Origin of the sequence: Streptomyces sp. NPDC049915, from assembly GCF_040656475.1 — a bacterium.
Taxonomy (GTDB): Bacteria; Actinomycetota; Actinomycetes; order Streptomycetales; family Streptomycetaceae; genus Streptomyces.
The window spans coordinates 65,729-89,149 of sequence record NZ_JBFAMH010000020.1 but is presented as its reverse complement, the minus strand read 5'-3'; the positions used below and the strand labels follow the sequence as shown (position 1 = coordinate 89,149).

The following is a 23,421-nucleotide window of genomic DNA, read 5'->3' as shown; positions in this document are numbered from 1 at the left end:
CGACGGGATCGAGGCGATCGGCATGACGACCCACGCGGGGCCCTGTCCGCCCGGGAACGGTGATGGTGCCCGTGGGAGAAGGCGGGATGCCCTACGCGGTGGTCGCCGGGAGGGCGTGTCCGGGTGCCCTGGGCCGGCGGCGGCCGCGCGCGTCGGGATCGCGCTGGGGCAGGAAAGCCGTACGACGGGCACGGTCGCGTATCGCGGTGCGGACCCGCGTGGACGGCACGCCGGGCACGCAGAGCGCGGTGACCAGCGCACACAGCGCGAGCGCGGAGCCGACGGCGGCGGTCGCGGCGAGGGCGACGGTGGCGGAGAGGCTGCCGGTGTCGAGCAGGGCGATCTGCAGGACGAGAAGCAGCAGCGCGGCGGCGGGACGCAGCCCGGCCCAGTCACGGTTCATCGGCGATCCCCCCGCCCTCTTCGTCGTACGCCCGGTGCGTACGGGCTGTTCTTCGGCCCTGTTCGTACAGGCTGTTTATACAGGATCCGGTTCGAGCGGCTGCAGCAGCCTCCGGGGCTGGAGCAGGGCCCGGCTGACCGGATCCGCCGGGTCGGGATCGAGTCCCGGCCCCGGCTCCATGACAACGTCCGGGACCGGCACGACGGTTCCGCAGTCGGGACATTCACCGTAGGGACCGAGTTCGCGCTCGGTGCCGCAGCCGGCGTGCCGGAAGAGGCGCAGCGGCCGCTCGCCGTAGTGCTCGCGGCCCCACAGGCCGAGCGAGCGCAGGGTGGGCCACAGGGCGATGCCGCGCTCGGTGAGGACGTACTCGTCGCGCGGCGGTGACTGCTGGTACCGGCGCTTGTAGAGGATTCCCTGCTCGGTGAGGGCCTGCAGGCGGGCGGCGAGGACGGCGCGCGGGATGCACAGGTGGACGAGGAAGTCGTTGTAGCGCCGGACGCCGAAGAACGCGTCGCGGATGACGAGCAGCGTCCACCGCTCACCGACGACCTCCAGCGCCCGGGCGATCGAGCACTCCTGCGTCGCGTAGTCCTTGCCCAGTGCCATGGGGCCACTGTACCGACTTCTCCGCCGTAGGTTCAATCATCGAACCAACCCTGCTACGGTGGCGGATACCTCGTAGGTTCAGTGAGCGAACCGATGGTTCCGTGACCGAGGTGGTGCCAGGTCCCACCCGGTCCCGTATGCCCGCGAGGGACCGTCCCGGAAAGGAAACGGCGATGCCCAGCTCCGACCTCCCCAGCGCCGAGGCGACCTCCGCGCCGCCCGTGCCCCCGGCATCCGTGCCCCCTGCGTCCGCACTCTCCGCGTCCGCGGTCCCGATGTCCGGCCGCCGGAAGCCCACCGCCGGCGGGGAAACGCCCCCCACCGCCGCCCGCCCCCGCGCCACCCTCGCCCTGACCAGCGCGGCCACGGCCATCGCCCTGATGACCTACACGGCGCCGATGGTCACGCTCCCCGACACGGCCGCCGATCTGCACACCCCGCTGTCCGCGCAGGCCTGGCTGCTCAACGGCACCCCGCTCGGCCTCGCCGCCCTCCTGCTGGTCGCCGGCAGCCTCGCCGACGACTACGGCCGCCGCCGGATCTTCACCGCCGGCACCCTGGCCCTCGGACTGACCACGGCCCTGGGCGCGCTGACCACCTCCACCTGGCTGTTCACGCTGGCCCGCATCGCCCAGGGCGCGGCCAGCGCGGCCCTGCTGGCGAGCAGCCTGGGCCTGATCGTGCACGCGTTCCCGACCCCGCGCGGCCGGCTGCACGCGACCGGCGTGTGGGGCGCGTTCGTCTCCGGCGGCATCGCCGTCGGCCCGCTGCTCGCCGGTGCCCTGCCGCACTGGCGGGTGGCCTACGGCGTCCTGGGCGCGGCCGCCGTGGTGACGGCGGCCCTGTCGACGCGCACCCTGACGGAGTCCCGCGCCCCGCGCGGAGGACGCCCCGACCTGCTCGGCGCCCTCACCTTCGGCCCGGCGCTGGTCTGCCTGGTGGCCGCTCTGACCCTGGGCCGGGACGGCTGGCTGCGCGCCCCGGTGGGCCTGTTGCTGCTGGCCACGCTGGTCCTGCTCGCTCTCTTCGTCGTGGCCGAGCGCCGCACGGCAACCCCGATGATCGACCTGACCCTGCTGCGCCGCCCCCGCTTCCTGGCGTCCTCGGCGGGCGGCCTGTTCACGGGACTGGCGGTGATCGGCCTGTTCAGCTATCTGCCGGCGCTGCTGCAGCAGACGCTCGGGATGTCGGCGATGGCGACGGCGTGGCTGTTCCTGCTCTGGTCCGGCCTGTCCTTCGTCGTGGCGTTGCAGGCGCGGCGCCTGGCGGGCCGTGTCCCGCCCCGCCTGCAGCTCGCGGCGGGCTTCGTCCTGCACGCCGCGGCCGCGCTGACGATGCTCGGCGCGCTGTCGGCCCACTCCTGGCCGCGCCTGCTGCCGGGCCTGCTGATCGGCGGGATCGGCAGCGGACTGCTGAACGCCGCGCTGCCGCTGGTCTCGGTCGAGTCCGTCCCGCCGGAGCGCGCGGCGATGGGCTCCGGCGCCCAGCAGACCTTCCGCTACATCGGCTCCTGCGCCGGCGTCGCCCTCACCATCGCCCTGGTGACGTCCACGAAAAGCCTGCCCGACGGCGCGGACGTCGCACTGCTGGTGTCGGCGGCCCTGGCGGCCGTGGGAGCGGCCGGGGTGGGGGTGTTGCGGGAGCGGGGGTGAGGGCGCGGGTCACCCCCGTCCGGACGTGCAGCCCTGGCCAGCGGACACCTCACGTTTGTCATTCATCGGCAGTACGGTGTCCCCCATGCGCTCCGACACGCCCGCCGAGAACGTCGACCACACCGCCGAAGCGGCACGCCTGGAGCGGACCGCCGGCCTGTATCCCGAGGACGCGGAAGCCCTGCTGCTGCGGGCCGCGGCCCACCTGGAACTCGCCGGCGACCGCCCCGCCGCGACCACCCTCTACGACCGCCTGATCGCGACCGGGGACTCCCTGGAACACCCCCACCTGATCCGCGCCCGCAAGGCCGCGAACCTCTGGGAGTACGACCACGAAGCCGAGGCCCGCGCGATCATCGAGGGCATCCGCGTGGCCGCCCCCCGCGATCCGCTTCCCTGGGTGATCGTGGCGGAGGCCCTGGAGTCCCACGACGAACTGGAGGCGGCCCAGGACACGTTCACGCAGGCCGCGTACCTCCTGCTCCCCCCGGAGGGCGAGCCCCCCTACTCCACGCGCCCCCTCCTGTTCGGCCGCCACCGGGTGCGCCGCATGCTGGGCCTGCCGCACGACGACTGGGACGCCTTGGCGGACACCCTGAACACGGCACCGGTCCCCCTGGACGAACTCCACGACCCGAAACGCGTCTGGTCCCTGGGCTCCTCGAACCCGGCGGAACTCCAGGCGGAGATCTCCCGCCTCCACGCCGAACTCGGCACCTACCGAGAGGCCCTCTCCCGCCCGTTCCCGGTGGCCGTCCTCCACTGGCCGGCGCCGGAGCTGGCCGAACTCGTCGCCGACTACCCGACCCTCACGGAGGAGTACCCCTCCTACGAGGACCACCTGGCGACGATAGAGACGTCCCTCCGCGAACTCTCCGCCTCCGGCACCCCCAACCTGGGCATCGTCACCGGCACGGTCCCCTCCTACGAGGCCTTCGCCGCCTCGGAGGGCACGTCCCCCGCAGACCCGACACTGCTCCCCCAGTACGCGACGACCCTGGCGGCACGCGGCAGGGCGGTGCCCTGGCCACCGGAGCGGGGGGAGGCTTGCTGGTGCGGGTCGGGGGCGGCTTATGGGGAGTGTCACGGCGCCCAGCCGGCGTGACACCGTCTGTGTCCTCGGGGCGGGAACCTGTCGTCGTGACTCCGGATCGCGACCGCCGGTTCGGTCAAGGTGGAAGGCGATCATCGATCGTGACGACATGCGTTCGTGAGGTTCGACGACAGTGAACAGCGTGATGCCTTCCTCTTCCGGCGTGTCGGCCCGCATGAGCAGGCAGGCGAGCAAGGACACCGGTGTCGAGCTGGCGGTGCGGCGGCTGCTGCACGCTGCCGGGCTGCGCTACCGCGTGGAGTATCCGGTGCCGGGCATGCCCCGGCGACGTATCGACGTGGCGTTCCCTCGGGCGAAGGTCGCGGTCCTCATCGACGGCTGCTTCTGGCACGGCTGCCCTCAGCACGCCACACAGCCGAAGGCCAATGCGGACTGGTGGCGCACCAAGCTGGACCGGAACATGGCCCGCGACCGTGAGACGACGCAGCATCTGGTCACGGAGGGCTGGACCGTGCTGCGGTTCTGGGAGCATGAGGCTCCGGAGGACGTGGCCGTGCGGGTGGCGGCGGCGGTGCAGCGGGAGAGGACTCGAACGGGTCGGGGGAGGAACAGTTGAGCGGCCTGACCTTTGTCGATGTGTGTTCGGGGGCAGGTGGGCTCGCCCTGGGACTGGAGCAGGCCGGCTTCGAGCCGCGTCTTCTGCTGGACGAGGACGACGACGCCTGCCGGACCCTCCGGGCGAACCGTCCGCACTGGAACGTGTTACAGACGGATCTTCTCGACTTCGATCCGAGCGACTACCCCGAGAGCTACGACGTGGATCTGTTGTCCGCGGGACTTCCTCGGGTCAAGTCGAGTGCGACCGTCGGACGAACGGACTCGGGTGTGGAGGAACGGCTGCTGCAGGCCACCGTCTATCTGGTCCATGCGATCCGGCCTCGGGCGGTACTCATCGAAAACGTTCCCGGGCTCGCTCACGCAGTCGAGTATCAGCCGTTCCGTGATTTCGCCCACGCCGAACTGACCCACTTGGGTTACGAGTTCAGTTGGTTCGTCGTCAACGCCGTCGACTTCGGCGTACCGCAGAACCGGAAGCAGGGCGTGCTGGTTGCCGTCGAACGAGCTCGGGCCGAGGCGTTCCGAGCTCCGGCACACGCGGTGCACGAGCCGAGAACGGTCGGTGACGCTCTGGGTGCGAGCATGGCGTCGCGCGGTTGGCCCGACGCCGCCCGCTGGGCCGCCCAGGCCGATCAGCCTGCTCCGACACTCGTCGGTGGCTCGAAGAACAGAGGGGGCGCCGACCTGGGGCCCACAGGGGCCAAGCGGAAGTGGGCCACCATGGGCGTCGACGCCCACACTGTGGGCAACGAGGTTCCCGGCCCGGATTTCATGTGGGATCCCGTACTCGGCCGGGATGGGATGGTGAAAATCACAGTCGAGCAGGCGGCGTTGCTGCAGAGCTTCCCCGAGTCATGGGAGATCGCCGGGCTCAAGACCGCACGCTACCGCCAGGTGGGACACGCGACGCCGCCACCGGTCGGATGGGCGTTGGGGCGGGCGGTGGCCGAAGCGCTGGACGAAGCCCGAGCAGTCCCCGCCGCCGGCTAGACTTCCGCCACATGACCAGCACGCCGCACGATCAACCCATCCTCGACAAGCCTTTTGTCCTGGATCTCTTCGCAGGGCCCGGCGGGCTGGATGTGGCCGCACACGTGCTAGGCGTGCCGAGCCTGGGCATCGAATGGGACAAGAGCGCCTGTCTGACGCGTTACGCGGCCGGCCTGGACACCCTCCACGCCGACGTGAGCACGGTCCGCAGGGAGGCCTTCGAATCGCTGCCTCCGGAGATCAACGTGCTCGCCGGTGGCCCCCCGTGCCAGACGTACTCGGTTGCCGGGAGCGGTGTCGGCCGGCAGGCCCTGGACGAGGTCAAAGGCTACATCGAGCGGCTCATGGCGGGCGTCTCCGACAAGGACATCGACGAGGAGCTGAAGAAGCTCAGCGATCCGCGCACGGCGTTGGTCCTCGAACCCCTCCGTTATGCGATCCAGGCGACCAGAAGCCCGAACCGCGGCAACCGGCCGTACGACGTCATCGTCCTGGAGCAGGTCCCCGCGGTCGAGGCGCTCTGGGAGCATTACGCCTTGGTGCTGCAGAAGACCGGCCTGCCCGACGGCACCACGTACCAGGTCAAGGTCGACGTCCTCGACACCGAGACCTACGGAGTTCCGCAGACTCGGTCGCGAGCCGTGCTGATCGCCCGCCGGGAGGGGCTCGGTGAGCCCTTCCTTCCCGAGCCGACCCACCGCGCCTACGAGGCGAAGGAGTGGAATCGCAGGAACGGCCAGGCGGCTGCCGCGCTCGCGCACCAGCCGGTCCTCGATGAGGAGATCGCCCCCGAGCCGGTGACGCGCCGAGGGAAGGCCGAGGGACCGCAGCCGTGGGTGTCGATGCGCATGGCCCTGCCCGGGCGCAAGAAACCGTTCCTGGTCCGCTCGAACTACGGAAGCTCCGGTAACCCCGGACGCCGCGGGGTCCGCACCGACCAGCAGCCGGCCGCCACGGTCACCGGCCGCATCTCACGCTTCGTGGTCTTCGAGCACCTGGACGAGAACGTCGTCTACGAAGGCCCACGGTTCAGCATGAATGAGGCAGGGATGCTGCAGAGCTTCCCGCCGGAGTACCCGTGGTCGGGCACGGCCCAGGCACAACAAGTGGGCAATGCCGTGCCGCCCCTGTTCGGTGCCCACCTGCTGAGCGCCGCGCTGGGTCTGCCCGCGCCGGGCCCGCAGGCTCTGCGGAAGCCATGGGTGCCGGCCACGGAGGAGCAGCGGGCCAAATTGCGCAGCCACGGCTGCGGGGCGGCGGACGACTGCACCGCCAGCTGCCCGCGCCCCGAGGACCAGGCACCTCCGCGCCCCACCCCGCGCAAGAAGCAGGCATCGGCGGAGTGACCGCGGCTACCCGCCGTCTCAGACTTCGCTCTTCCTGCCCCTGACCGGCGCGGTCTCGAACAGGTCGGTGAGGAGGTCGACGAGCGTGGCCACGGACTTCTCCGGGACAGGGTCCTCGTCGGGTCCGTCCGGGAGAACATGGCGCGAGACCGGGGGTGCGCTCTCCGCTTCCGCGATCCAATTCCGGAGAGCGGTCGGGTCCCTGGGCTCGTCCGGTGCGAGCGCGTCGTAGACGAGGGTGGCGCCGGCCGCGTTGGCAGCGACACTCAGACCGTTGATCTCTCGGCCTGTGGAGATCTTGCCGCTCTTCACCAGGCGGACGAGGGCTTGGGCGGTGGGACGGTGGTCGATCAGCTCCATCCGTAGAACGGTGTGGACGAGGTCCTGATAGCCGCAGGCCACCTCGACGGGCTCGTAGTCCGGACCGTTCCGGAACAGCTCGGCCGCCCACCAGAGGCGGGAGAAGCACTGGCGGTCCGCGGGGCCCTGGAAGCGCTCCGCAGGGATACGTCGCTCGGGCCGTGTGGCCGTCGCCTCCGACAGGTGGCGCCAGGCCACGTAATCGGGGGCCACCGCAAGCGCGAGGTGTGTCCACAGACGCTTGTCCGCCGCCTCCCGCCGCGTGAGGCGCATCGTGGCATGGAGCCTCGGCGCGAGCCACGCATCGGCGCGGGTCCGGTCGTCGCGGAATTCGAACATGGCGTCTTCCACCAGGCTCCGGATCGGCTCGACCGCCCACCTGACGTCGTCGTCCGGGAGCGGTTCGACGACCTTCGCGAGGTCGATGCCGGCGTGGACCTGTTCGGCCTTCAACAGCTGCTCGGTGAGGAACCTACCGGCGGCCGATGCGGGAAGCAGCGCCAAGCGTTCCGGAAGGTGGTCGGGCTGGGTGATCATTTCTCGCTCTCCCGGTTCGCTTGTTCCAGACTGCGGATGGCATAGCCCAGCGCCCTGGAGGCCTCGGCGCGTCGGATCGCCGCGTAGTGGATTCGTGTCTGCAGTTCGGCCCAGCCCGAGTCGCCGGTGCGCCGGCGGTGCACCAGTCGGAGAGCCTCCTCGACGTGCACGCCGGGGACGACGTCCGGAAGCATCTCCCGAAGCACCTCGCCCTGCCAGTCGGTGGGGAAGACCGGGTTGCCACCGGGCTCCACCTCCAGGTCGCCCATGGCGCCGTGGAAGACGGCGGTCCATACGTCGGTGGCCATCTGGGCGACGAGGAGGTCACCGACCTTGCTCTCCACGCCGGAGCCGTTGCTGTCCAGCAGCCCGACGATCCCCTCGACGTCGGTGTTCACGAAGACGGTGGGCACCCTGGCCGAGGTGTCCACGATCCAGGGCGCGTCGGCGTAGGTCCGCAGCCATTCCCTGGAGCTCCTGGTGAACGAGCCCTTGCGGACCTCCAGTTGGAGGCCGCTGACCGGCTCGTCGGAGACCGTGTCGACGATCCAGCTCCGGTCGGTCTCGGCGATCGACCGTTGCGCCACTCCGTCGACCGTGCCGACGGCGTACACGGCAAGGGAGGCGCGCCCCACGTGGTCGTCGCGCAGCACCTCCAGGGAGCCCGACCAGTCTCGGCTGCCCTCCGCGTCCCGAGCGAGGTTCGTCGAGGTCCGGACGTTGGTCTCGCCGTCCGTCAGCACGGCGAGGACGTGCACGTCGGACCAGGCCGCGTCCGGCGCGTCCGCTCCCGGGGGCAGGGTCGCCGAGAGGCCGATGGTGGCGTTCAGCCAGTCGTCATGCCCAACGACGCCGAGCGCGACAGCCTGTTGCTGCGTCGAGTACGCACTGGTGTCCAGCTGATCCCGCGTACCGTCCGCGAGGGTGAGGGAGACCGAGGTCACACGGAACGTGATCGGGCGGTTGAGGCGCTTGTACGGGTAGATCTTCACGCGTCACTCCCCCTTGCCGGCACGCAGGTCGAGCACCAAGCGGGTCAAGGCGGTCCTGACCGGATGGCTGGTGACGTCGGTAGCTCCTCGGAAGGTCGCCCGGCGGACGCCAGGGGTGAAACGGAGGGTGCCTTCCTCCACCTCACAACCCTCCACAGCCTCGAGTTCCGCCCAGTCGAGCTTCGGGCGGCCGCCGGAGCGCACGTCCAACAGGGCGACGGGCACCATGGGGACGATCTCGTCTCCGCGCGGGATGCTGACCTCGGCGGTGATCCGCCACTCCCCCGCCTCGCCGATCGTCGCGTCGAGCGCGTGCAGCACCGGGATCACGGGGCCGGTGGGGACCTTCGCCTTGGGCCGGTTCTTGACGGTCAGCGCCTTGCGCAGGGCTTCGCCGCCTTCGCGGTTGCTGCGCTTGGGGCGCGCGACGAGTTCCCTGACCGCGTTGTTGACCTCCTTGGTCAGCCCTTCGATCCGCCGGTAAGCGGAGGGAGACCAGCGCAGGGTCAACTCCTCCGTCTGGCTCCAGCGGTCGTGCTCGGGGGGTTCCGCCGCACGCAGGAACTCCTCGGCCTCCTTGGCGAAGGGGGCCGCTTCTCCGGCGGCCTCGCCGGCCAGGAGAATCGCCTGGAACGGGTTGGTCCCGATCGGCAGTCTCGGTACGGTGGCCTTCTTGACGGTCATGCGGTTGCCGCGCAGCGAGTGCACCTGATTGATCGGCCTGTCGTTGTCGCCGGCCGCCTCGGTGACCAGCAGCACCGCTTGGTGGGTCCCGAGCGTGCCGCCGGCAGCACCGCCCGACAACGGCAGCTTCAAGGGCACGTTCCGAGCCGCGACCTGCCCGGCCTCGGTGAGCCGATCCACCGTGGTGCCGTCGTAGTAGGCCCGCAGGGCGCGGGTCCTGGAGGGCTGTTCGACGGAGGGGTCCACCTTCGTCTCCTCCACCACCACCTCTCCGTCGTTGCGCAGGGCGCGGACCGAGACCTCCAGAAGGGGGAGTCGGCCGCCCCCACCGGTCATGGCGGCCCAGAAGTCACGACCCAGGGCCTGGACAAGCCGCTTGTGCATCCTGCGGATGTCTCGCGTGTCCTCGCCCCCCTCCTCCTCGATGATCTCGTCGTCGAGGTCGGGCGTGCTCGCCTCCAGGCTGGCCACGTCGTGCGCGCCGACGATGAGGAAGGACGTACCGGGTTCGTCGCTGTCGCGCCTCAGGTGCAGGCGGGCCACGGTCTCCTCGTCCGCCCACCAGGAGCGAGCCACTTCAGCGCCCGGCGAGTCGGGATCGGGGCGCCCGAACCACGCTGGGCCCGCGTACGGGCGACCGTCGACTTCCCGCCACGGCAGCTCGAGCCGGCCGATCATCCGGCGCTCGGTGCGTCCCTCATGGGGCACAGAGAGAGTGGAGTTGATGAGCACGAGCCCGAGCGCGCTGGTCGCCCACAACGTGGCCTTGCCCAGACCGTACGAACCGCCTGCCGAGCGCCCGGACTTGAGGCTTTCCAGCTGACGCCTGACCACGGCAGCGAACTTGCCGTCCGCGTAGTCGTCGCCGGTGAGGCCGGAGGCGTTGTAGTCGTCGACACGCAGCAGGACCAGACGGCCCTTCTCGTACATGTCGCGCACACCGGCGTCCACGACCCGCCCGACCTTTTGGTTGCCGGCGACTTCCGAGACGGCCGAGTAGTGCGGGAAGAGGTCGTTCCAGAGGACGGCATCGCGGAAGGCGTCAAGGTGTTCGCCGGTCAACTCGTGCAGGGTGTACCGCACTCGGACGGGACGGCCGTTCTCCGTCAAGCGCTCGTCGAGGCTGTTCTGACAGGTCTCGCGCGCGAGCACCTGTACGTCCGCGTCGAAGGCGAAGGCGGCGGCATTGCCCAGTTCACGGCCGCCGTCGGGGTAGCCGGGACGGTGGTACCACGTAACTGGCAGACCGGCCTGGGTGTCAGTGGTGCGCGTGTGCACCGTGCCGAGATCCGTACCGAGCGCCATCGCGATGTCCACCATGACCGTGGGGCGTGGGGTCGACCTCCCAGTGATCCACGCGGAGACGGCGGCTCGGGTCAGTCCGAGCTCCTCGGCCAGTTCGGCTTGCGTCTTCCCTGCGAGCTTGAGCTGCCGGGCCAGCCACGGCCCGAACTCCTCACCTGTCTCCACGCGCCACCTGCTCTTCCTCGGGTCGTCCCGGTGACGCTAATTTGACACTATCGATCTTGTCAACCAACAGTTAACCGAACAAGTCGATCCGATCACTCGGCACCACTGTCCAACTTGTCCTTAATTGCCCGACCTCGACCGGATCGACCACCGGCAGGGAAACGGAATCATCAACTCCCCACAGGGGAACGGAAGTTCGCCTTGCGCACGACCCGCTTTACCGCTACGTTCTTCGATGATGGGAAAGCCATCCTGCTCGCACATCCGGAAATCCGGAAGGACAGGCAGCAGGGACAGAAATACGTCCTCACGAGTCCCGGAGCGCAAGGGGACAGTTGTGTCCACGAACGGCCTGAAAAGGAACCAGGGAGAAGTTTCACGAAAGGGCTGGCGATACCGGCCCGTCACCCGTTAGCGTTTCAATGGGAGAGAATCCCGAAAGCAGAACCATTCGGTAGCACGGGGGACTTGGGCTGTCACGCCCCCTGTGGCGAACGCGAGAAAATAAGCGACAGGGGAGGGCCCATGGACGAGGACGACTGCTGTTTTCTGCTGCTCTCGATGCGGGAGCTCAGCGCTTTAGGGCTGAGCGTCCGGACGGCGCGGACCAAGACGGAAGTGACGCGCATTCTGCAAGCGTACGAACTGTCCGAGGAGGACTTCGAGAAGGGCTTCCCGTACCTGAAGAAGGTGGTCCGGGACCTGCCCGCCGATGAGGGTGACCCCACCACGCCCTGACGCTCCGACGTCGCCTCCCGATCAGCGCCAGTACCAGGGAAGACGGCCCCACGAGGGCTCTCTTCGACGACCCTGCCCGCACTACCGACGGGCCGGCCCGACAGCCGGCGACCGGCCCGTCACTCATCTTTCGTCCACCTCATGCCCAGGGAGCGCAGAGCAGTGCAGTCCTCCTCGTCATCCGCAGTCGTCGAAACCGTTGTCGAACAGTCCGCCCGTGTCCTCCAGACTTATGCTGTGGACCCCGGCCTCGTGGCCGAGCACGCCAACGGCGAACGCCGCATCACGCAGGGCGGATACGGCGACCGACAGCTTTTCGAACTCGTCCAGAACGCGGCGGACGAAATAGCGGACGATCCCGGGGGGCGAATTCATGTTGTCCTGACGGAAAGCCATTTGTACTGCGCGAACGAGGGCGACCCGGTGACGCCGGAAGGCGCGGAGACGATTCTTCGAATGAGTATGTCGAAGAAGCGCGGCGGTCAGATCGGGCGTTTCGGAGTCGGCGTGAAATCGGTTCTCGTGGTGACCGACACGCCGGAATTCTTCAGCACCAGCGGCAGCTTCGGCTTCAACCGCGCCTGGTCCTACGAGAAGATCAAATCCGTGCCCGGTGTGGCGGCGCGCTACGGCCCGGAGTTCGACGCTCCCGTCCTGCGGATGGCCCGCCCGCTCGACATGCAGGCGGAACGCGCCGTCGACGCCGTGCTGGACGAGCTGTTGGCCTGGGCGACCACCGTCGTTCGCCTGCCTCTGTTGCCGAAGACCGACGAGCGGCTCGGCCGGGACATGCACGGCGGGCGGGGAAAGGATCACGGCGAATCCCGCGACGAGTTCCCGGTCGGCTTCCAACTCTTCTCTCCACATGTCGCGCAGGTCGTGCTGGAGGACCGCCGGCCCCGCCCCGTGGCCCGTCGGGTCCTGACCACCCACCGGTCGGGTGACCTGCACACGGTGGTCGAGGAGCGGACGGGCAGGACACCCTCCACCGAGCGGTGGCGCGTCTTCACCGTCACGCACGAGCCCGGGCCGGCAGCTCGCGACGATGCCGGGGAGCTGCACGATCGCATCACGCTCGACCTGTCCTGGGGCGTCCCCCTCTTGGAGAAGGACCCAGAGAGCGGCCTGTACGTGAGCCTGCGCTCCCGAGGTCGCGGCAAATTCTGGTCCTTCTTCCCGACCAAGTACGAGATGTCGTTGAGCGGCGTCCTCAACGGCGCCTGGAAGACCAACGAGGATCGGCAGAACCTGCTCGACTCCTCTCCCTTCAACCAGGAGATGATCCGAAGGTCGGCGCAGCTGGTCGTCGACTCGCTTCCCGCCCTGGCTCCTGCCGAGGACCCGGCCGCCTTCCTGCCGCTGCTCCCCGGCCGCGTCAAGGAAGCCATCAGCTGGGCCGACGAGTTCCTGACCCGTGAGATCTGGGCCCGCGCCGCGCGCTGTCCTTCGCTGCCGGACCAGGACGGTGTCCTGCGCGTCCCTACGGCACTCCGCGTCCATCCACGGCTCGACAAGGACCCGAGGAAGCTGACCGGTTGGCTGCGGATGTGGCACGAGTGCCCCGGTCGTCCCTCGAACTGGCTGCATCCGAGTGTCGAGGCCGACGCCCTGCGTTCCGGAAAGGTCGAGCACATCCTCGGAGCCGCCGGGCACGGGCGGGCCGAGGTCCGTGAATGGCTGGAGGCCCTGGTCGAGAACGGCGCGCCGGAGGCGTCGGCGGTGGCCGTACGCATCGTGGCGGACATGATCGAGCACGGCTCTCCGCATGCCGCGGAGGCCCGCAAGGCGCGGATCGTACTCACCGAGGAGCACGGTCTCGTGGCGCCGGTGCACGGCAAGGTGTTCCGCCGCGCCGAGGACCAGGACGGACTGCGCGAGTCCACGGTGTATGTGGTCACCGAGCTGGCCCAGGACCCGTCGCTGGCCCATGCCCTCAATGTCCTGGGCATCCGGGAGGCCGATGCGGAGGGCCGGTTCATCAGCGTCCTCGACCAGGGCTTCGACCACTACACCGACTCGGACTGGCTGCGGTTCTGGGAACTGTTCCGCCGGGCCGGGGTCCGGCGCCTGACGCACAAGGTGCTGGAGCGGGTGCCCACCCCGCGTTCGACCCTCCGCGTCCGGACCGCTGACAAGCGGTTCCGGCCGATCGGGGACTGCATGCTGCCTGGCGTCGTGGTCGACACCGACCGGGATCCCACCGTTGCCGTCGACATGCACTTCCACTCCGACGACACGCACTTCTTCTCCCTGGTCGGCCTGAAGGACCGACCGGCCGGCGGGGTGCAGCCGGAGACGGGCGAGGAGTGGTTCGAGGAGTACCGGGCGGCCGTCCACGCCTCCTACCTGCGCACACTTGACAGCAGCGCGCCCCGTCCCTCGCTGCCCCGCATGAAGGTCGAGGGCGCCGCGATCGGCAGCCAGCTCCACCTCTTCCGTCACCTCTCGCCGGAATCCCGCGCCCGTTACCTGAAGGCGCTGCCCGACGACGCCGTAGTAGCCAACTGGACGCGGCAGTTCGGCGCGCAGACGAGCACCCGACAAGCGGTGGTGTCGCCGATCCGGTGGATGCTGCGGAAGTACGGCAGGGTCGCCACCTCCCAGGGGCTCAAGCCTCTTGCAGAGGCCGTCGGCCCTGAGCTCGCCGCCTATCGCGATGTGTTGCCCGTCGCCGACATCTCCGCCGAGAAGGCCCGCAGGCTGCGACTTCCCAGCACCATCGAGGAGGTTCCAGCCGCCCGCTGGGAGGCGCTCCTCGACGAGGTCTCCCGTAGCGAGGACGACCTGTTCGTCGGCACCACGTACGTGATGCTGACCCGCTTCGGAGCGGACTTCCCCGAGGACTCCCTGACGCGCTGCCGGATCGGCGATACCTGGGGCACCCGCCCCGACGGCGAGATCACCCTCGCTGTCGGCGACATCGAGTACCGGACCCTGCGCGCCGAGCAACTCCCGGCTCTGCTCGTGCAGACCGTCGCGGACGCCGAGCTGATGGTGGAGAAGTGGGGCATGCTCCGCTACTCCGACGTGATCAGCCGGGAGACCCGCGAGGTGCCCGAGGGCGACCCTGTGCCGCTGGTCGAGCTGTTCCCCGCCTTGCGGCAGCGGCTGAACAGCGGCAACCGGAGCAGCGCGGTGCAGCGGTGCACCGAACTGGAGGAGGTCACGCGTACCCCCAACGGTGCCCACGCCTCTCCCCTGGACGCCGTACGTCAGGACGGCATTGTCAAGGTCCGCGTGCCGCTCGAGCCCGAACCGATGCTGCGGCTGATCGACCGGGAACTCGGCCTCGGTCTCGGCGCCGCAGGCTGCCGTGCGGTGCTGGAGCACCAGGAGCGCATGGCCCGCGACGGCGAGCTGAAGGCGGCACGGAAGGCCGTGCGCGAGGCGAAGGACGTCGTGGCCAAGATCGAGCTGCTGGTCGGCGCGGAAGCCCTCAGGGCAGGCCTCCCGGAGGGGTTGATGGAGGCCGAACTCCAAGCGACCGGCGGCGTGGAGCCGTCCCCTCTTCGCATCGCTCAGATGGCGTTCAACGCACACGGCGACGGCGTGCTCAAGGAGCACGCTCGTGACATCCAGGCCCGCTTTCCAGACGCTCCGATGTCGTACGGAGGTTCGCCGGCCGCCATCGCGTTCGTCTCGGACCTGAAGCTGCCGATCACGTTCGCCGGTTCGCGGACTCCGTCGCCGCCCCCGTTCGAGACCGTGGAGGGACCTCGGGACTTCCCCGGTCTGCACGACTACCAGGAGGACCTGGTCCGCAACATCTCCACCATGCTCGACCGGCTGGCCCCCCAGCGCGGCATGCTGTCGCTGCCCACCGGCGCGGGCAAGACGCGGGTCACCGCCGAGGCCGTCATCCGCTGGGTCAAGCGTGTCGGCGACCTCAAGGGTCCACTGTTGTGGATCGCGCAGACCGAGGAACTGTGCGAGCAGGCGGTGCAAAGCTGGAAGTTCGTCTGGAACAAGGTCGGTGCGGAACGTCCGCTCACCATCAGCCGTCTGTGGAGCAGCAACGAGGTCGGGAACGTCGTCGACCATCCGCATCTGGTGGTCGCCACCGACGCCAAGCTGGAGCGGTGCCTGGACACCGACCAGTACGCGTGGCTGCGTGAAGCCGCACTGGTGATCGTGGACGAGGCGCACACCGCCATCTCCAAGCGGTACACAGAAGTCCTCGGCCTGCTGGGACTCACTCAGTACGAGACCCGACGGCACCTGCTCGGCCTGACCGCGACCCCCTTCCGCAACACCAATGAGGACGAAACCCGGCGGCTGATCAACCGCTTCGGCAACAGGCGACTCGACGAAGGAGTCTTCCCATCCGGTGACCCGTACCGCGACCTGCAGACGTGGGGCATGCTCGCCCAGGTCGAACACCGGACGCTGGAGGGCGGCCGGATCGAGCTGAGTCGGGACGAGAAGACGTACGCGGAGCGCATGGCGATGCTGTCCCGGGCCGCCGAGCAGCGGCTCGCCGACGACCACGCGCGCAGTCGTCGCATCGTCGACTCTGTGGCCGAACTGCCCGAGGACTGGCCGACGTTGCTTTTCGCAACTTCAGTGGACAATGCCAAGTATCTGGCAGCCATGCTCAATGACCGAGGGGTGCCGGCCGCCGCCGTGGACTCGACGACCAGTGCACAGGACCGTCGCACCCGCATCGAGAATTTCCGAAACGGCCGCATTCGCGTCCTCACGAATTACGGTGTTCTCACCCAGGGGTTCGACGCCCCGTCGACCCGTGTCGTGGTCGTCGCGCGGCCGGTCTTCAGCAGGAACGTCTACCAGCAGATGATCGGTCGTGGTCTGCGCGGGCCCAGGAACGGCGGCAAGGACACCTGCCTGATCCTCAACGTCAGTGACAACATCGCCAACTTCGACACGCAGCTCGCTTTCAACCAGTTCGAGCACCTCTGGAGCCGCACGTGATCGACGTCTACCTCGACAGCCCTCCGCTCACGGCCGAGCAGCGGGCTGTGGTCGAGCAGCCCTGGGACGCGCGCGTCCTGGTCACCGCGGGTGCCGGGGCGGGCAAGACGCACACTCTGGTGCGCCGGCTGGACGCGCTGTGTGGTCACGAGGATCCGGACGAGGCGCTGGACGCATCGGACATCCTGGTGCTCACCTTCTCGCGTGCCGCCGCCCGTGAGTTGCGCGAACGCATAACGCGGCACGGGGAGCGGGCCCGCCGGGTGCGCGCCCAGACCTTCGACGCGTGGGCGTACGGCGTTCTGATGCAGGCGTATCCGGATCGGGAGTGGGGTGGCGTCTCCTTCGACGAGCGGATCCACGCCGCTGCCGAGGCGATCGAGAAGGGCGCGCTGGAGGCAGGCGACTCCGTGCCGCCCGCCCATGTGGTGATCGACGAGGTGCAGGACCTGCTGGGTGATCGGCGAGAACTGGTGGAGGCGTTGCTCGACCGCTACCAGGACAGCTGCGGCTTCACCGTGGTGGGCGACGCCGCCCAGTCCGTCTACGGCTTCCAGATCGAGGATCGGGAAGAACGGGACGCCGAGATCGGCCGCTTCTTCGAGTGGTTGCGGTACTCGTTCCCCGACGATCTGGTCGAGCTGCGCCTCACGGAGAACTTCCGGGCCGTCACCCCGGAGGCACGACTCGCACTGTCGTACGGTTTCCGGCTCCAGCAGGTGGGGACCGCCGACGAAGCTGCCACGCTCTACGAGGAACTGTGCGACCTTCTCCTCGATCCGGCGAACGCGCACGGCGACCTCAACGACGCCTACACCCTGCAAGGTCTGCGGGACCTCGACGACACCTGTGCGATCCTCACCCGCGACAACCGGCAGGCGTTGGTCGTCTCGCGGCTGCTCCACGAGAACGGCGTCGAGCACCGACTGCGCCGCCCCCTGGAGGAGCGGCCGGTGCCCTACTGGGTAGCGGAGCTGCTGCGCCGGACCGAGGCCACCGGTCTGTCCGAGGACCGGTTCCGTTCCCTGCTCGCGGAGATACCACTGCCCCACGAACCGAACGCCGCGGCCCTGTGGACGGTGCTGCGGCGCGCCACGCGCTCGCCCGGGCGCACCGCGCTCGACCTGGACCGGCTGCGCCGCCTGGTCGGCGACGGCCGGTTCCCCGACGAGGCTGCCGACCCGGAGACCGCCCGGATCGTCGTCTCCACCGTGCATCGCGCCAAGGGCCTGGAGTTCGACCGGGTGATCGTGCTGACACCACCAGCCGTCCCTGAGCTGCACAAGCAGTACAAGGACGAACTGGATCTCCCCGCCGAGGCCCGAGCGTTGTACGTGGCGATGACGCGCGCCCGACAGGACCTCTATTTCATGAGTCCCCCCGACCTGCCCCAGTTTCGGAGAGCGGGCGGCCGCAGGAACGGCCGACGGTACATCGGCGGATGGCGGTCGTTCGACAGATACGGGATCGTCGCGGAAGCCGGTGACATCTGGCGCGACGACCCGCCCGGCCACGCGTCGGACGCCGTGGCGATCCAGGCGTATCTCCTGGAGCGGGTCCGCCCCGGGCACGAGGTGGTGCTGCGCAAGCGCCACGACCTGCCGATGGGTGAGGTCCAGAGCCCGCCGTACGCCCTGATCCATGACGGACGCGAGATCGGTGAGGCCTCGGAGCGGTTCCGGGAGGAGCTGTTCCGGGTGCAGAAGGTCAACCGGACGTGGGACCCGTGGTGGCCCGACGAGATCCGCGGTCTGCGGATCGACACCCTGGAGACCGTGGCGGGCGGCGTCGCCGCCGGCGTGAACGCCGGCCTCGGCGACCGAGGCGTGTGGATCGTTCCCCGGATCACCGGCATCGGCATGTTTCGACGGGTTGAGGACGAGGAGCAGGACGCATGACGTACGAGGCAGATCGGCACTCCGAGCACTACCGGGTGCGGGACGAGGAACTTCTCGTGGGACTCCGGCGTGAACTCTTCGGCCCTGCCGAGGACTCGGCGCCGGAGGAACGGGCCGAGGTCCTCGCGCAGGACGCGCCGATCGACCGCTATGTGACCGGCGTGCTGTACCCGCGCGCATCGAAGGAGCGGAAGGTCGAGGAGGCCGCCGAACAGGACGGCTTGGACGCCGCGCCGGTGACCCGGCGCGGGGACGCGGAGGAGGCCGCAGGCACCGAGGACCTCGGAGTCTCGGGGAACAGGCGGCCCTCTTCCATGGGGCTGACGTTCGCAGTCGCCTCGGAGACAAGCACGATCGTGGTCTCCACGCGTGCTGCGGTCTACGAGCCCACCGACGCCGAGGGCAATCCGGTCCCGGCGCGCCGCGCCGAGGCCCGTACCACCGCCGAACAGCGGGAGCGGTGGCACCGCAAGGAACTCCACCTCCCCGACGTCACGATCGACGTGACTACCCCTGTCGGCGACAAACGGGTGCCTCTCGACGACAGGGCCCAACTGCGCGTCGTCGTGCGCCGCCCCGATCCCGGCACCGGGACGGTCACGATCACGGTGACGCTGGTCAACCAACAGAAGGTCGGCGAGCGGGACCTCCAGGACGCCTTCGCCCTGTTCCAGTGCGGCATGAGGGTCAGAGCCGCCGACGGCTCCAGCCTGATCGTCGAGCGCCCCGCCCCGACCGCCGCGCACGACCCCGAGATCGCCACCAGTCGGCTGCTGCACCGCCACGTCCCTACCTTCGCCGTCGGACACGGCTGCGCCGCCGTGTGGGACTGGGTGCCCTCGCCCATAGGGGTGACCGAAGCACGGGTCGTCGCCGCGGTCCCTGAGGTGCGCACCGAGTTCGTGCCCAGCGTGGAGGTGCTGCTGACCGACTCCAACCCGGAGATCGACAGCTCGTCCCTGTCGATGCTGGGACTGGCCGAGAAGCCCGACACCGAGGTGTTGGCGGCATTGGAGGCACTCGCCACGGGCTACGAGGCCTGGATCGACCGGAAGTCCGCCGAGGCGGACGCCCTGGCGGACAGCCCGCACGAGGTCCCGGCGCGGGACCGGGTGGAGGCTTGCCGCGAGGCGCTCGGCCGGATCCGTGAAGGCATCGGGCTGCTACAGGACAAGCCCGATCTGATGCGGGCGTTCCGACTCGCCAACCGCGCCATGGCCGACCAGCGTGCGCGCAGCGCATGGGTGAAGGGCGGACGCGTCGGCAGCCCCGATCCGGCAGCCGGCCGCTGGCGGCCCTTCCAGATCGCCTTCCTCCTTCTCTGCCTGGCCGGCATCGACGACCCGAAGCACGACGACCGCAAGATCTCCGACCTTCTGTGGTTCCCGACTGGTGGCGGCAAGACGGAGGCCTACCTCGGGCTGATCGCCCTGACGTCCTTCCTGCGCCGTATCCGCAGGGGTCGTAACGGCGGCGGCGTCACCGTTCTCATGCGCTACACGCTCCGGCTGCTCACCCTGCAGCAGTTCGAACGTGCGGCGATCCTGCTCTGTGCCATGGAGCACATGCGACGTCGCACGCCCGAACTGGGCGTCGAGGAGTTCTCAGTCGGCATGTGGGTGGGGCGTTCGGCTACCCCCAACACGCTGGCCGAGGCCGCCGCCAGGCTCGACGAGCTTCGCGCCGACCTCGACAAGCGGCTCGCCACCGAGAACCCCGTCCAGTTGCATGCCTGCCCGTGGTGCGGCACCCGTCTCGACGCGCGGAGCTACGAGGTCGATGAGGTCGCCGAGCGAATGTACATCCGCTGCCCCGGCAGCGACTGCGACTTCACAGACGGGCTCCCCGTCCATCTGATCGACCAAGCGGTGTACGACGCGCGCCCGACGCTGGTGATCGCCACCGTCGACAAGTTCGCCTCGATGCCGTGGCGCCCGGCGACCTCCGCGCTCTTCAACCTCGACGACCCGCACGACGCCACCCCTCCCCCGGAGTTGATCGTCCAAGACGAGCTTCACCTGATCTCCGGCCCGTTGGGCACCCTCACGGGCCTCTACGAGACCGCTGTGGACGCGCTGGCCGAGTGTCCCAAGGTGATCGCCTCGACTGCGACCATCCGTCGTGCGGCCGACCAGGGTCTCCACCTCTTCGCCCGTGGCGTGCGACAATTCCCGCCCGCCGGTCTGGACGCGCGCGACTCGTGGTTCGCCGTGGAGACTCCGCGAGAGGAGAAGGCCAGCCGCCGCTACGTCGGTCTTCTGGCCCCCGGCACGAGCCAGGCCACGCTGCTCATCCGTACGTACGCCACGCTGCTGCACCGGGCCCTGCACGCCGACACCGACGACAAGGTGCGCGACGCGTATTGGAGTCTCGTCGGCTACTTCAACAGTCTGCGGCTGTTGTCCGCGGCCGAACTCCAGGTCCACGACGACGTCGTGGCCTACCTGGAGGTCCTCGCCGCCCGCGAGGGCGTCGCAGTGCGCCAGGTCGCCAACTACTCGGAGCTGACCAGCCGTATCGACGCCAGCGAGATCCCCACGCGGCTCAAGGGCATCGAGAAGCGGCTCCCCGACGAGGACACCGTGGACGTCCTGCTCGCCACCAACATGATCGCGGTGGGCGTGGACGTGGACCGGCTCGGTTTGATGGCCGTGATGGGCCAACCACAGACGACCGCCGAGTACATCCAGGCGACGAGCCGCGTCGGGCGCGCCCATCCCGGCCTGGTCGCGGTCATGCTCAACTCCACCCGCGCGCGGGACCGTTCTCACTACGAGAACTTCCAGCACTACCACTCCGCTCTCTACCGCGAGGTCGAATCCACGTCCGTGACCCCGTTCTCCGCCCGCGCGCGTGAACGGGGCCTGCATGCGGTGATCGTCGCCCTCGCTCGCATCCTGATCCCGGAGGCCCGCCCGAATGAGGGCGCCGGCAAGGTCGAGGCCTACGAGGGTGTTCTTCGCGGGCGCATCAAGGACCTGTTGCTGAAGCGCGTCGGCGCCGTGACTCCGGAGGAGGCCGACAGCGTTGAGAAGGGCTTCGACGAGTTCGTCGACTGGTGGCTCAGGGAAGCCGACATCCACAACAGTCTGCTCTTCGAACCGCAGAAGGGCAGCCGTGCGCCCGCGCTCCTGAAGCCGTACGACGACGAATCCGACGGCAAGGCGTGGTCGACGCTGTGGAGTCTGCGCGACGTCGACGCCGAGTCCGCCCTGTTCATGGAGGGAACCCGATGACCCCGCCGCCCGCGAGACGCCGCCGGACCGGCGCGAACGGCTCGACGCCCGCCCACAACCTGCCGCGCCGCGGCACAGTCCGGCGCGCCCAGGCGATTACGACGTACGGCGTCGGCTCGCTCGTCGCCGTCGACCACGAGTCCTTCATCGTCTCGGGCCTGGACGAGGCCGACCGGAGCTGGAGCGAGCGCGAGGCACCGCGCATTCACGAGCGGCGTCTGGAACGGCTGCTCGGGGTCGATCACTTCCGGCTGCCGCCGGCGTCCGACGACGACAGCAAGGACGGTCTGCGCGTCCGTCGCTTCCCCTTGATGCATTCCTGCCCCGAATGCAACGAGCTGCAGAAACATCGGGACTTCTCCCCCCCACCAGGTCGAAGCGTCTGCGGCACGTGCGAGGTGGACCTGGTCCCCTCCCGCTTCGTCGTCGCCTGCGAGGCCGGACACCTCGACGAGTTTCCTTACTGGCAGTGGGTGCACCGCTCGGCCGACCCGGGTTCGAGGACGTACGGAAAATGTGGAGGCAAGCTCAGGATGCGCACAACCGGGCGTACCTCCTCGCTCCGCTCGATCGTCATCTCCTGCACCTGCGGGAAGGTGCCCGAGGTCTCGATGGAGGGTTCCTTCCGCAGGAGCGCGTTGAAGGATCTCGGGCTCATGTGCCGGGGCACCCGCCCTTGGCTCGGGCTTTCCGTCCCTGCCGGAGGGTGCGGACGCCCGCTGCGCACGCTGCAGCGCGGTTCCTCCTCGGTGTGGCAGCCGGTGCTGAAATCAGCGCTTTCGATCCCGCCGTGGAGCAGCGGCCGCGCGGATCCGCTCGCGGAGCATTGGGAGGCTCTCCGCCAGTTCGACAAGCCTGAGCACATCAGGATCTATCTCCAGGGCGCGTTCAAGGGCCAGTGTCCGCTTTCGCTCGACGAGGTGATGACGCTGCTCGACGCCGAACGCGAGGAGGAGGCCGAGGGCGACGCAGCCCCGACCTTCGACCACCGCTACCGCGCCCTGCGCAACAAGGAGTACGAGCGCCTGCGCGCCGGCAACGACGAGAGCGAGTACTCCCGCGAGGAGGAATTCGTCTGCGAGTCGCCGCTCGGTGACCAGAGCGTGCTCGAACCGCTGGGTGTCACCGGTCCGATGCTGGTCAAGAAGCTTCGCGAGGTGCGGGCCCTGAAGGCGTTCACCCGTCTCGTCGACGCCGAGTCGACGACCGATGCGAAGGAGATGCCGCTCTCCGAAAACCCCCTGCGTTGGCTGCCGGCCATGGAAGTCCGCGGCGAGGGAGTCTTCCTGCGTCTCGACGAAGAACGACTGAGCACCTGGGAGAAGGCGCCCGCCGTGGCGGCCCGGGCCGAGCGCATGCGGACGGCCCACCAGCGGGTGCTGGAGCAGCGCGCCGACGACCCGAGCCGTGCTGTGCCGTCGCCGGTGACCCCCCGCATGGTGCTGTTGCACACCTTGGCCCATGTCCTCATCAACGAGTGGAGCCTGGAAGCCGGCTATCCAGCCGCCTCACTGCGTGAGCGGCTCTACGCCGCCGACGACATGTCGGGCGTGCTCGTGTATACGGCGACCAGTGACTCGGCAGGCAGCCTCGGAGGACTCGTGGCGCAGGGCGAGCCGAAACGCCTCGACCAGGCGATCCGTTCGGCCGTCCGCCGCGCCGAGTGGTGTTCCTCGGACCCGCTGTGCGTCGAGTCCGAGGCCTCCGGCACCATCGGGACCAACCTCGCGGCCTGTCACGCCTGCGTGATGCTCCCCGAGACGAGCTGCGAGCACAACAACATCCTGCTCGACCGCGCATTGCTCGTCGGCACTCCGGACGACGCGCTCCCGGGCTTCTTCGCGCCCCTGTTGTGACGGCCGAATTGACGGGAGGGGATACATGAAACCCGCCTCCTCACCC

General features: G+C 69.4%; 16 protein-coding genes. 10 read left to right on the top strand and 6 right to left on the bottom strand.

Annotation, left to right across the window (positions count from 1 at the left end; all coding sequences use genetic code 11):
- Positions 1–91: 91 nt before the first annotated feature.
- Positions 92–403 (bottom strand): DUF6412 domain-containing protein, encoded by a 312-nt coding sequence (locus tag AB0J12_RS28395; RefSeq protein ID WP_363267314.1) that lies wholly within the window; start codon positions 401–403, stop codon positions 92–94.
- Between the two features lie 75 nt (positions 404–478).
- The gene (locus AB0J12_RS28390) at positions 479–1,012 is read right to left on the bottom strand and encodes a helix-turn-helix domain-containing protein (protein WP_363267313.1); all 534 of its coding nucleotides are present in this window, start codon (positions 1,010–1,012) and stop codon (positions 479–481) included.
- 275 nt (positions 1,013–1,287) lie between these two features.
- On the opposite strand from AB0J12_RS28390, the gene AB0J12_RS28385 reads away from it, so the two are divergent.
- The 5 genes from AB0J12_RS28385 (at position 1,288) to AB0J12_RS28365 (ending at position 6,672) form a co-directional block, all read left to right on the top strand.
- A complete protein-coding gene (locus AB0J12_RS28385; protein ID WP_363267374.1) occupies positions 1,288–2,664 on the top strand; it encodes an MFS transporter in 1,377 nt (458 codons plus the stop codon).
- 85 nt (positions 2,665–2,749) lie between these two features.
- Positions 2,750–3,769: an SEC-C domain-containing protein gene (locus tag AB0J12_RS28380; protein WP_363267311.1), complete on the top strand. Its 1,020-nt coding sequence runs from the start codon at positions 2,750–2,752 to the stop codon at positions 3,767–3,769.
- A 163-nt stretch (positions 3,770–3,932) separates the two neighbouring features.
- On the top strand, positions 3,933–4,334 hold the full coding sequence (locus AB0J12_RS28375; protein WP_363267373.1) for a very short patch repair endonuclease: 402 nt from the start codon (positions 3,933–3,935) through the stop codon (positions 4,332–4,334).
- The gene (locus AB0J12_RS28370; protein WP_363267310.1) at positions 4,331–5,326 is read left to right on the top strand and encodes a DNA cytosine methyltransferase; all 996 of its coding nucleotides are present in this window, start codon (positions 4,331–4,333) and stop codon (positions 5,324–5,326) included. Before AB0J12_RS28375 ends, AB0J12_RS28370 begins: the two co-directional genes overlap by 4 nt.
- 11 nt (positions 5,327–5,337) lie before the next feature.
- A complete protein-coding gene (locus tag AB0J12_RS28365; RefSeq protein WP_363267309.1) occupies positions 5,338–6,672 on the top strand; it encodes a DNA cytosine methyltransferase in 1,335 nt (444 codons plus the stop codon).
- 18 nt (positions 6,673–6,690) lie between these two features.
- On the opposite strand, the gene AB0J12_RS28360 is transcribed toward AB0J12_RS28365, so the two are convergent.
- Genes AB0J12_RS28360 through AB0J12_RS28350 form a run of 3 tightly spaced genes read right to left on the bottom strand, consistent with a single transcriptional unit; the run spans position 6,691 to position 10,715 of the window.
- Positions 6,691–7,569 (bottom strand): DUF6339 family protein, encoded by an 879-nt coding sequence (locus AB0J12_RS28360; RefSeq protein ID WP_363267308.1) that lies wholly within the window; start codon positions 7,567–7,569, stop codon positions 6,691–6,693.
- On the bottom strand, positions 7,566–8,561 hold the full coding sequence (locus AB0J12_RS28355) for a hypothetical protein (protein WP_363267307.1): 996 nt from the start codon (positions 8,559–8,561) through the stop codon (positions 7,566–7,568). The genes AB0J12_RS28360 and AB0J12_RS28355 overlap by 4 nt, the downstream gene beginning before the upstream one ends.
- A 3-nt stretch (positions 8,562–8,564) precedes the next feature.
- Entirely contained in the window at positions 8,565–10,715 is a 2,151-nt protein-coding gene (locus tag AB0J12_RS28350; RefSeq protein WP_363267306.1) for a helix-turn-helix transcriptional regulator, read from the bottom strand.
- A 525-nt stretch (positions 10,716–11,240) separates the two neighbouring features.
- Here AB0J12_RS28350 and AB0J12_RS28345 point away from each other — a divergent pair.
- Entirely contained in the window at positions 11,241–11,453 is a 213-nt protein-coding gene (locus AB0J12_RS28345; protein ID WP_363267305.1) for a hypothetical protein, read from the top strand.
- Between the two features lie 177 nt (positions 11,454–11,630).
- Here the strand turns inward: AB0J12_RS28345 and AB0J12_RS28340 are convergent, their stop codons facing one another.
- Positions 11,631–11,849, bottom strand: coding sequence for a hypothetical protein (locus AB0J12_RS28340; protein ID WP_363267304.1), 219 nt, complete (start codon positions 11,847–11,849; stop codon positions 11,631–11,633).
- Positions 11,850–11,915: 66 nt separating this feature from the next.
- Here AB0J12_RS28340 and AB0J12_RS28335 point away from each other — a divergent pair, with 66 nt between their 5' ends.
- The 4 genes from AB0J12_RS28335 to AB0J12_RS28320 are packed head-to-tail and all read left to right on the top strand — an operon-like array spanning position 11,916 to position 23,375.
- Complete coding sequence (locus AB0J12_RS28335) at positions 11,916–16,385, top strand: DEAD/DEAH box helicase (RefSeq protein WP_363267372.1); 4,470 nt, start codon at positions 11,916–11,918, stop codon at positions 16,383–16,385.
- On the top strand, positions 16,382–18,283 hold the full coding sequence (locus AB0J12_RS28330) for a UvrD-helicase domain-containing protein (RefSeq protein WP_363267303.1): 1,902 nt from the start codon (positions 16,382–16,384) through the stop codon (positions 18,281–18,283). The genes AB0J12_RS28335 and AB0J12_RS28330 overlap by 4 nt, the downstream gene beginning before the upstream one ends.
- On the top strand, positions 18,280–21,519 hold the full coding sequence (locus tag AB0J12_RS28325; protein ID WP_363267302.1) for a helicase-related protein: 3,240 nt from the start codon (positions 18,280–18,282) through the stop codon (positions 21,517–21,519). The genes AB0J12_RS28330 and AB0J12_RS28325 overlap by 4 nt, the downstream gene beginning before the upstream one ends.
- Entirely contained in the window at positions 21,516–23,375 is a 1,860-nt protein-coding gene (locus AB0J12_RS28320; RefSeq protein ID WP_363267301.1) for a DUF1998 domain-containing protein, read from the top strand. Before AB0J12_RS28325 ends, AB0J12_RS28320 begins: the two co-directional genes overlap by 4 nt.
- Positions 23,376–23,421: the final 46 nt, after the last annotated feature.

Coding starts and splice junctions, on each gene's coding strand:
- AB0J12_RS28375 (WP_363267373.1), top strand. CDS start 3,933: ATGAGCAGGCAGGCGAGCAAGGACACCGGTGTCGAGCTGGCGGTGCGG.
- AB0J12_RS28395 (WP_363267314.1), bottom strand. CDS start 403: ATGAACCGTGACTGGGCCGGGCTGCGTCCCGCCGCCGCGCTGCTGCTT.
- AB0J12_RS28360 (WP_363267308.1), bottom strand. CDS start 7,569: ATGATCACCCAGCCCGACCACCTTCCGGAACGCTTGGCGCTGCTTCCC.
- AB0J12_RS28345 (WP_363267305.1), top strand. CDS start 11,241: ATGGACGAGGACGACTGCTGTTTTCTGCTGCTCTCGATGCGGGAGCTC.
- AB0J12_RS28365 (WP_363267309.1), top strand. CDS start 5,338: ATGACCAGCACGCCGCACGATCAACCCATCCTCGACAAGCCTTTTGTC.
- AB0J12_RS28340 (WP_363267304.1), bottom strand. CDS start 11,849: ATGGCTTTCCGTCAGGACAACATGAATTCGCCCCCCGGGATCGTCCGC.
- AB0J12_RS28320 (WP_363267301.1), top strand. CDS start 21,516: ATGACCCCGCCGCCCGCGAGACGCCGCCGGACCGGCGCGAACGGCTCG.
- AB0J12_RS28390 (WP_363267313.1), bottom strand. CDS start 1,012: ATGGCACTGGGCAAGGACTACGCGACGCAGGAGTGCTCGATCGCCCGG.
- AB0J12_RS28325 (WP_363267302.1), top strand. CDS start 18,280: ATGACGTACGAGGCAGATCGGCACTCCGAGCACTACCGGGTGCGGGAC.
- AB0J12_RS28335 (WP_363267372.1), top strand. CDS start 11,916: ATGTCGAAGAAGCGCGGCGGTCAGATCGGGCGTTTCGGAGTCGGCGTG.
- AB0J12_RS28380 (WP_363267311.1), top strand. CDS start 2,750: ATGCGCTCCGACACGCCCGCCGAGAACGTCGACCACACCGCCGAAGCG.
- AB0J12_RS28385 (WP_363267374.1), top strand. CDS start 1,288: ATGTCCGGCCGCCGGAAGCCCACCGCCGGCGGGGAAACGCCCCCCACC.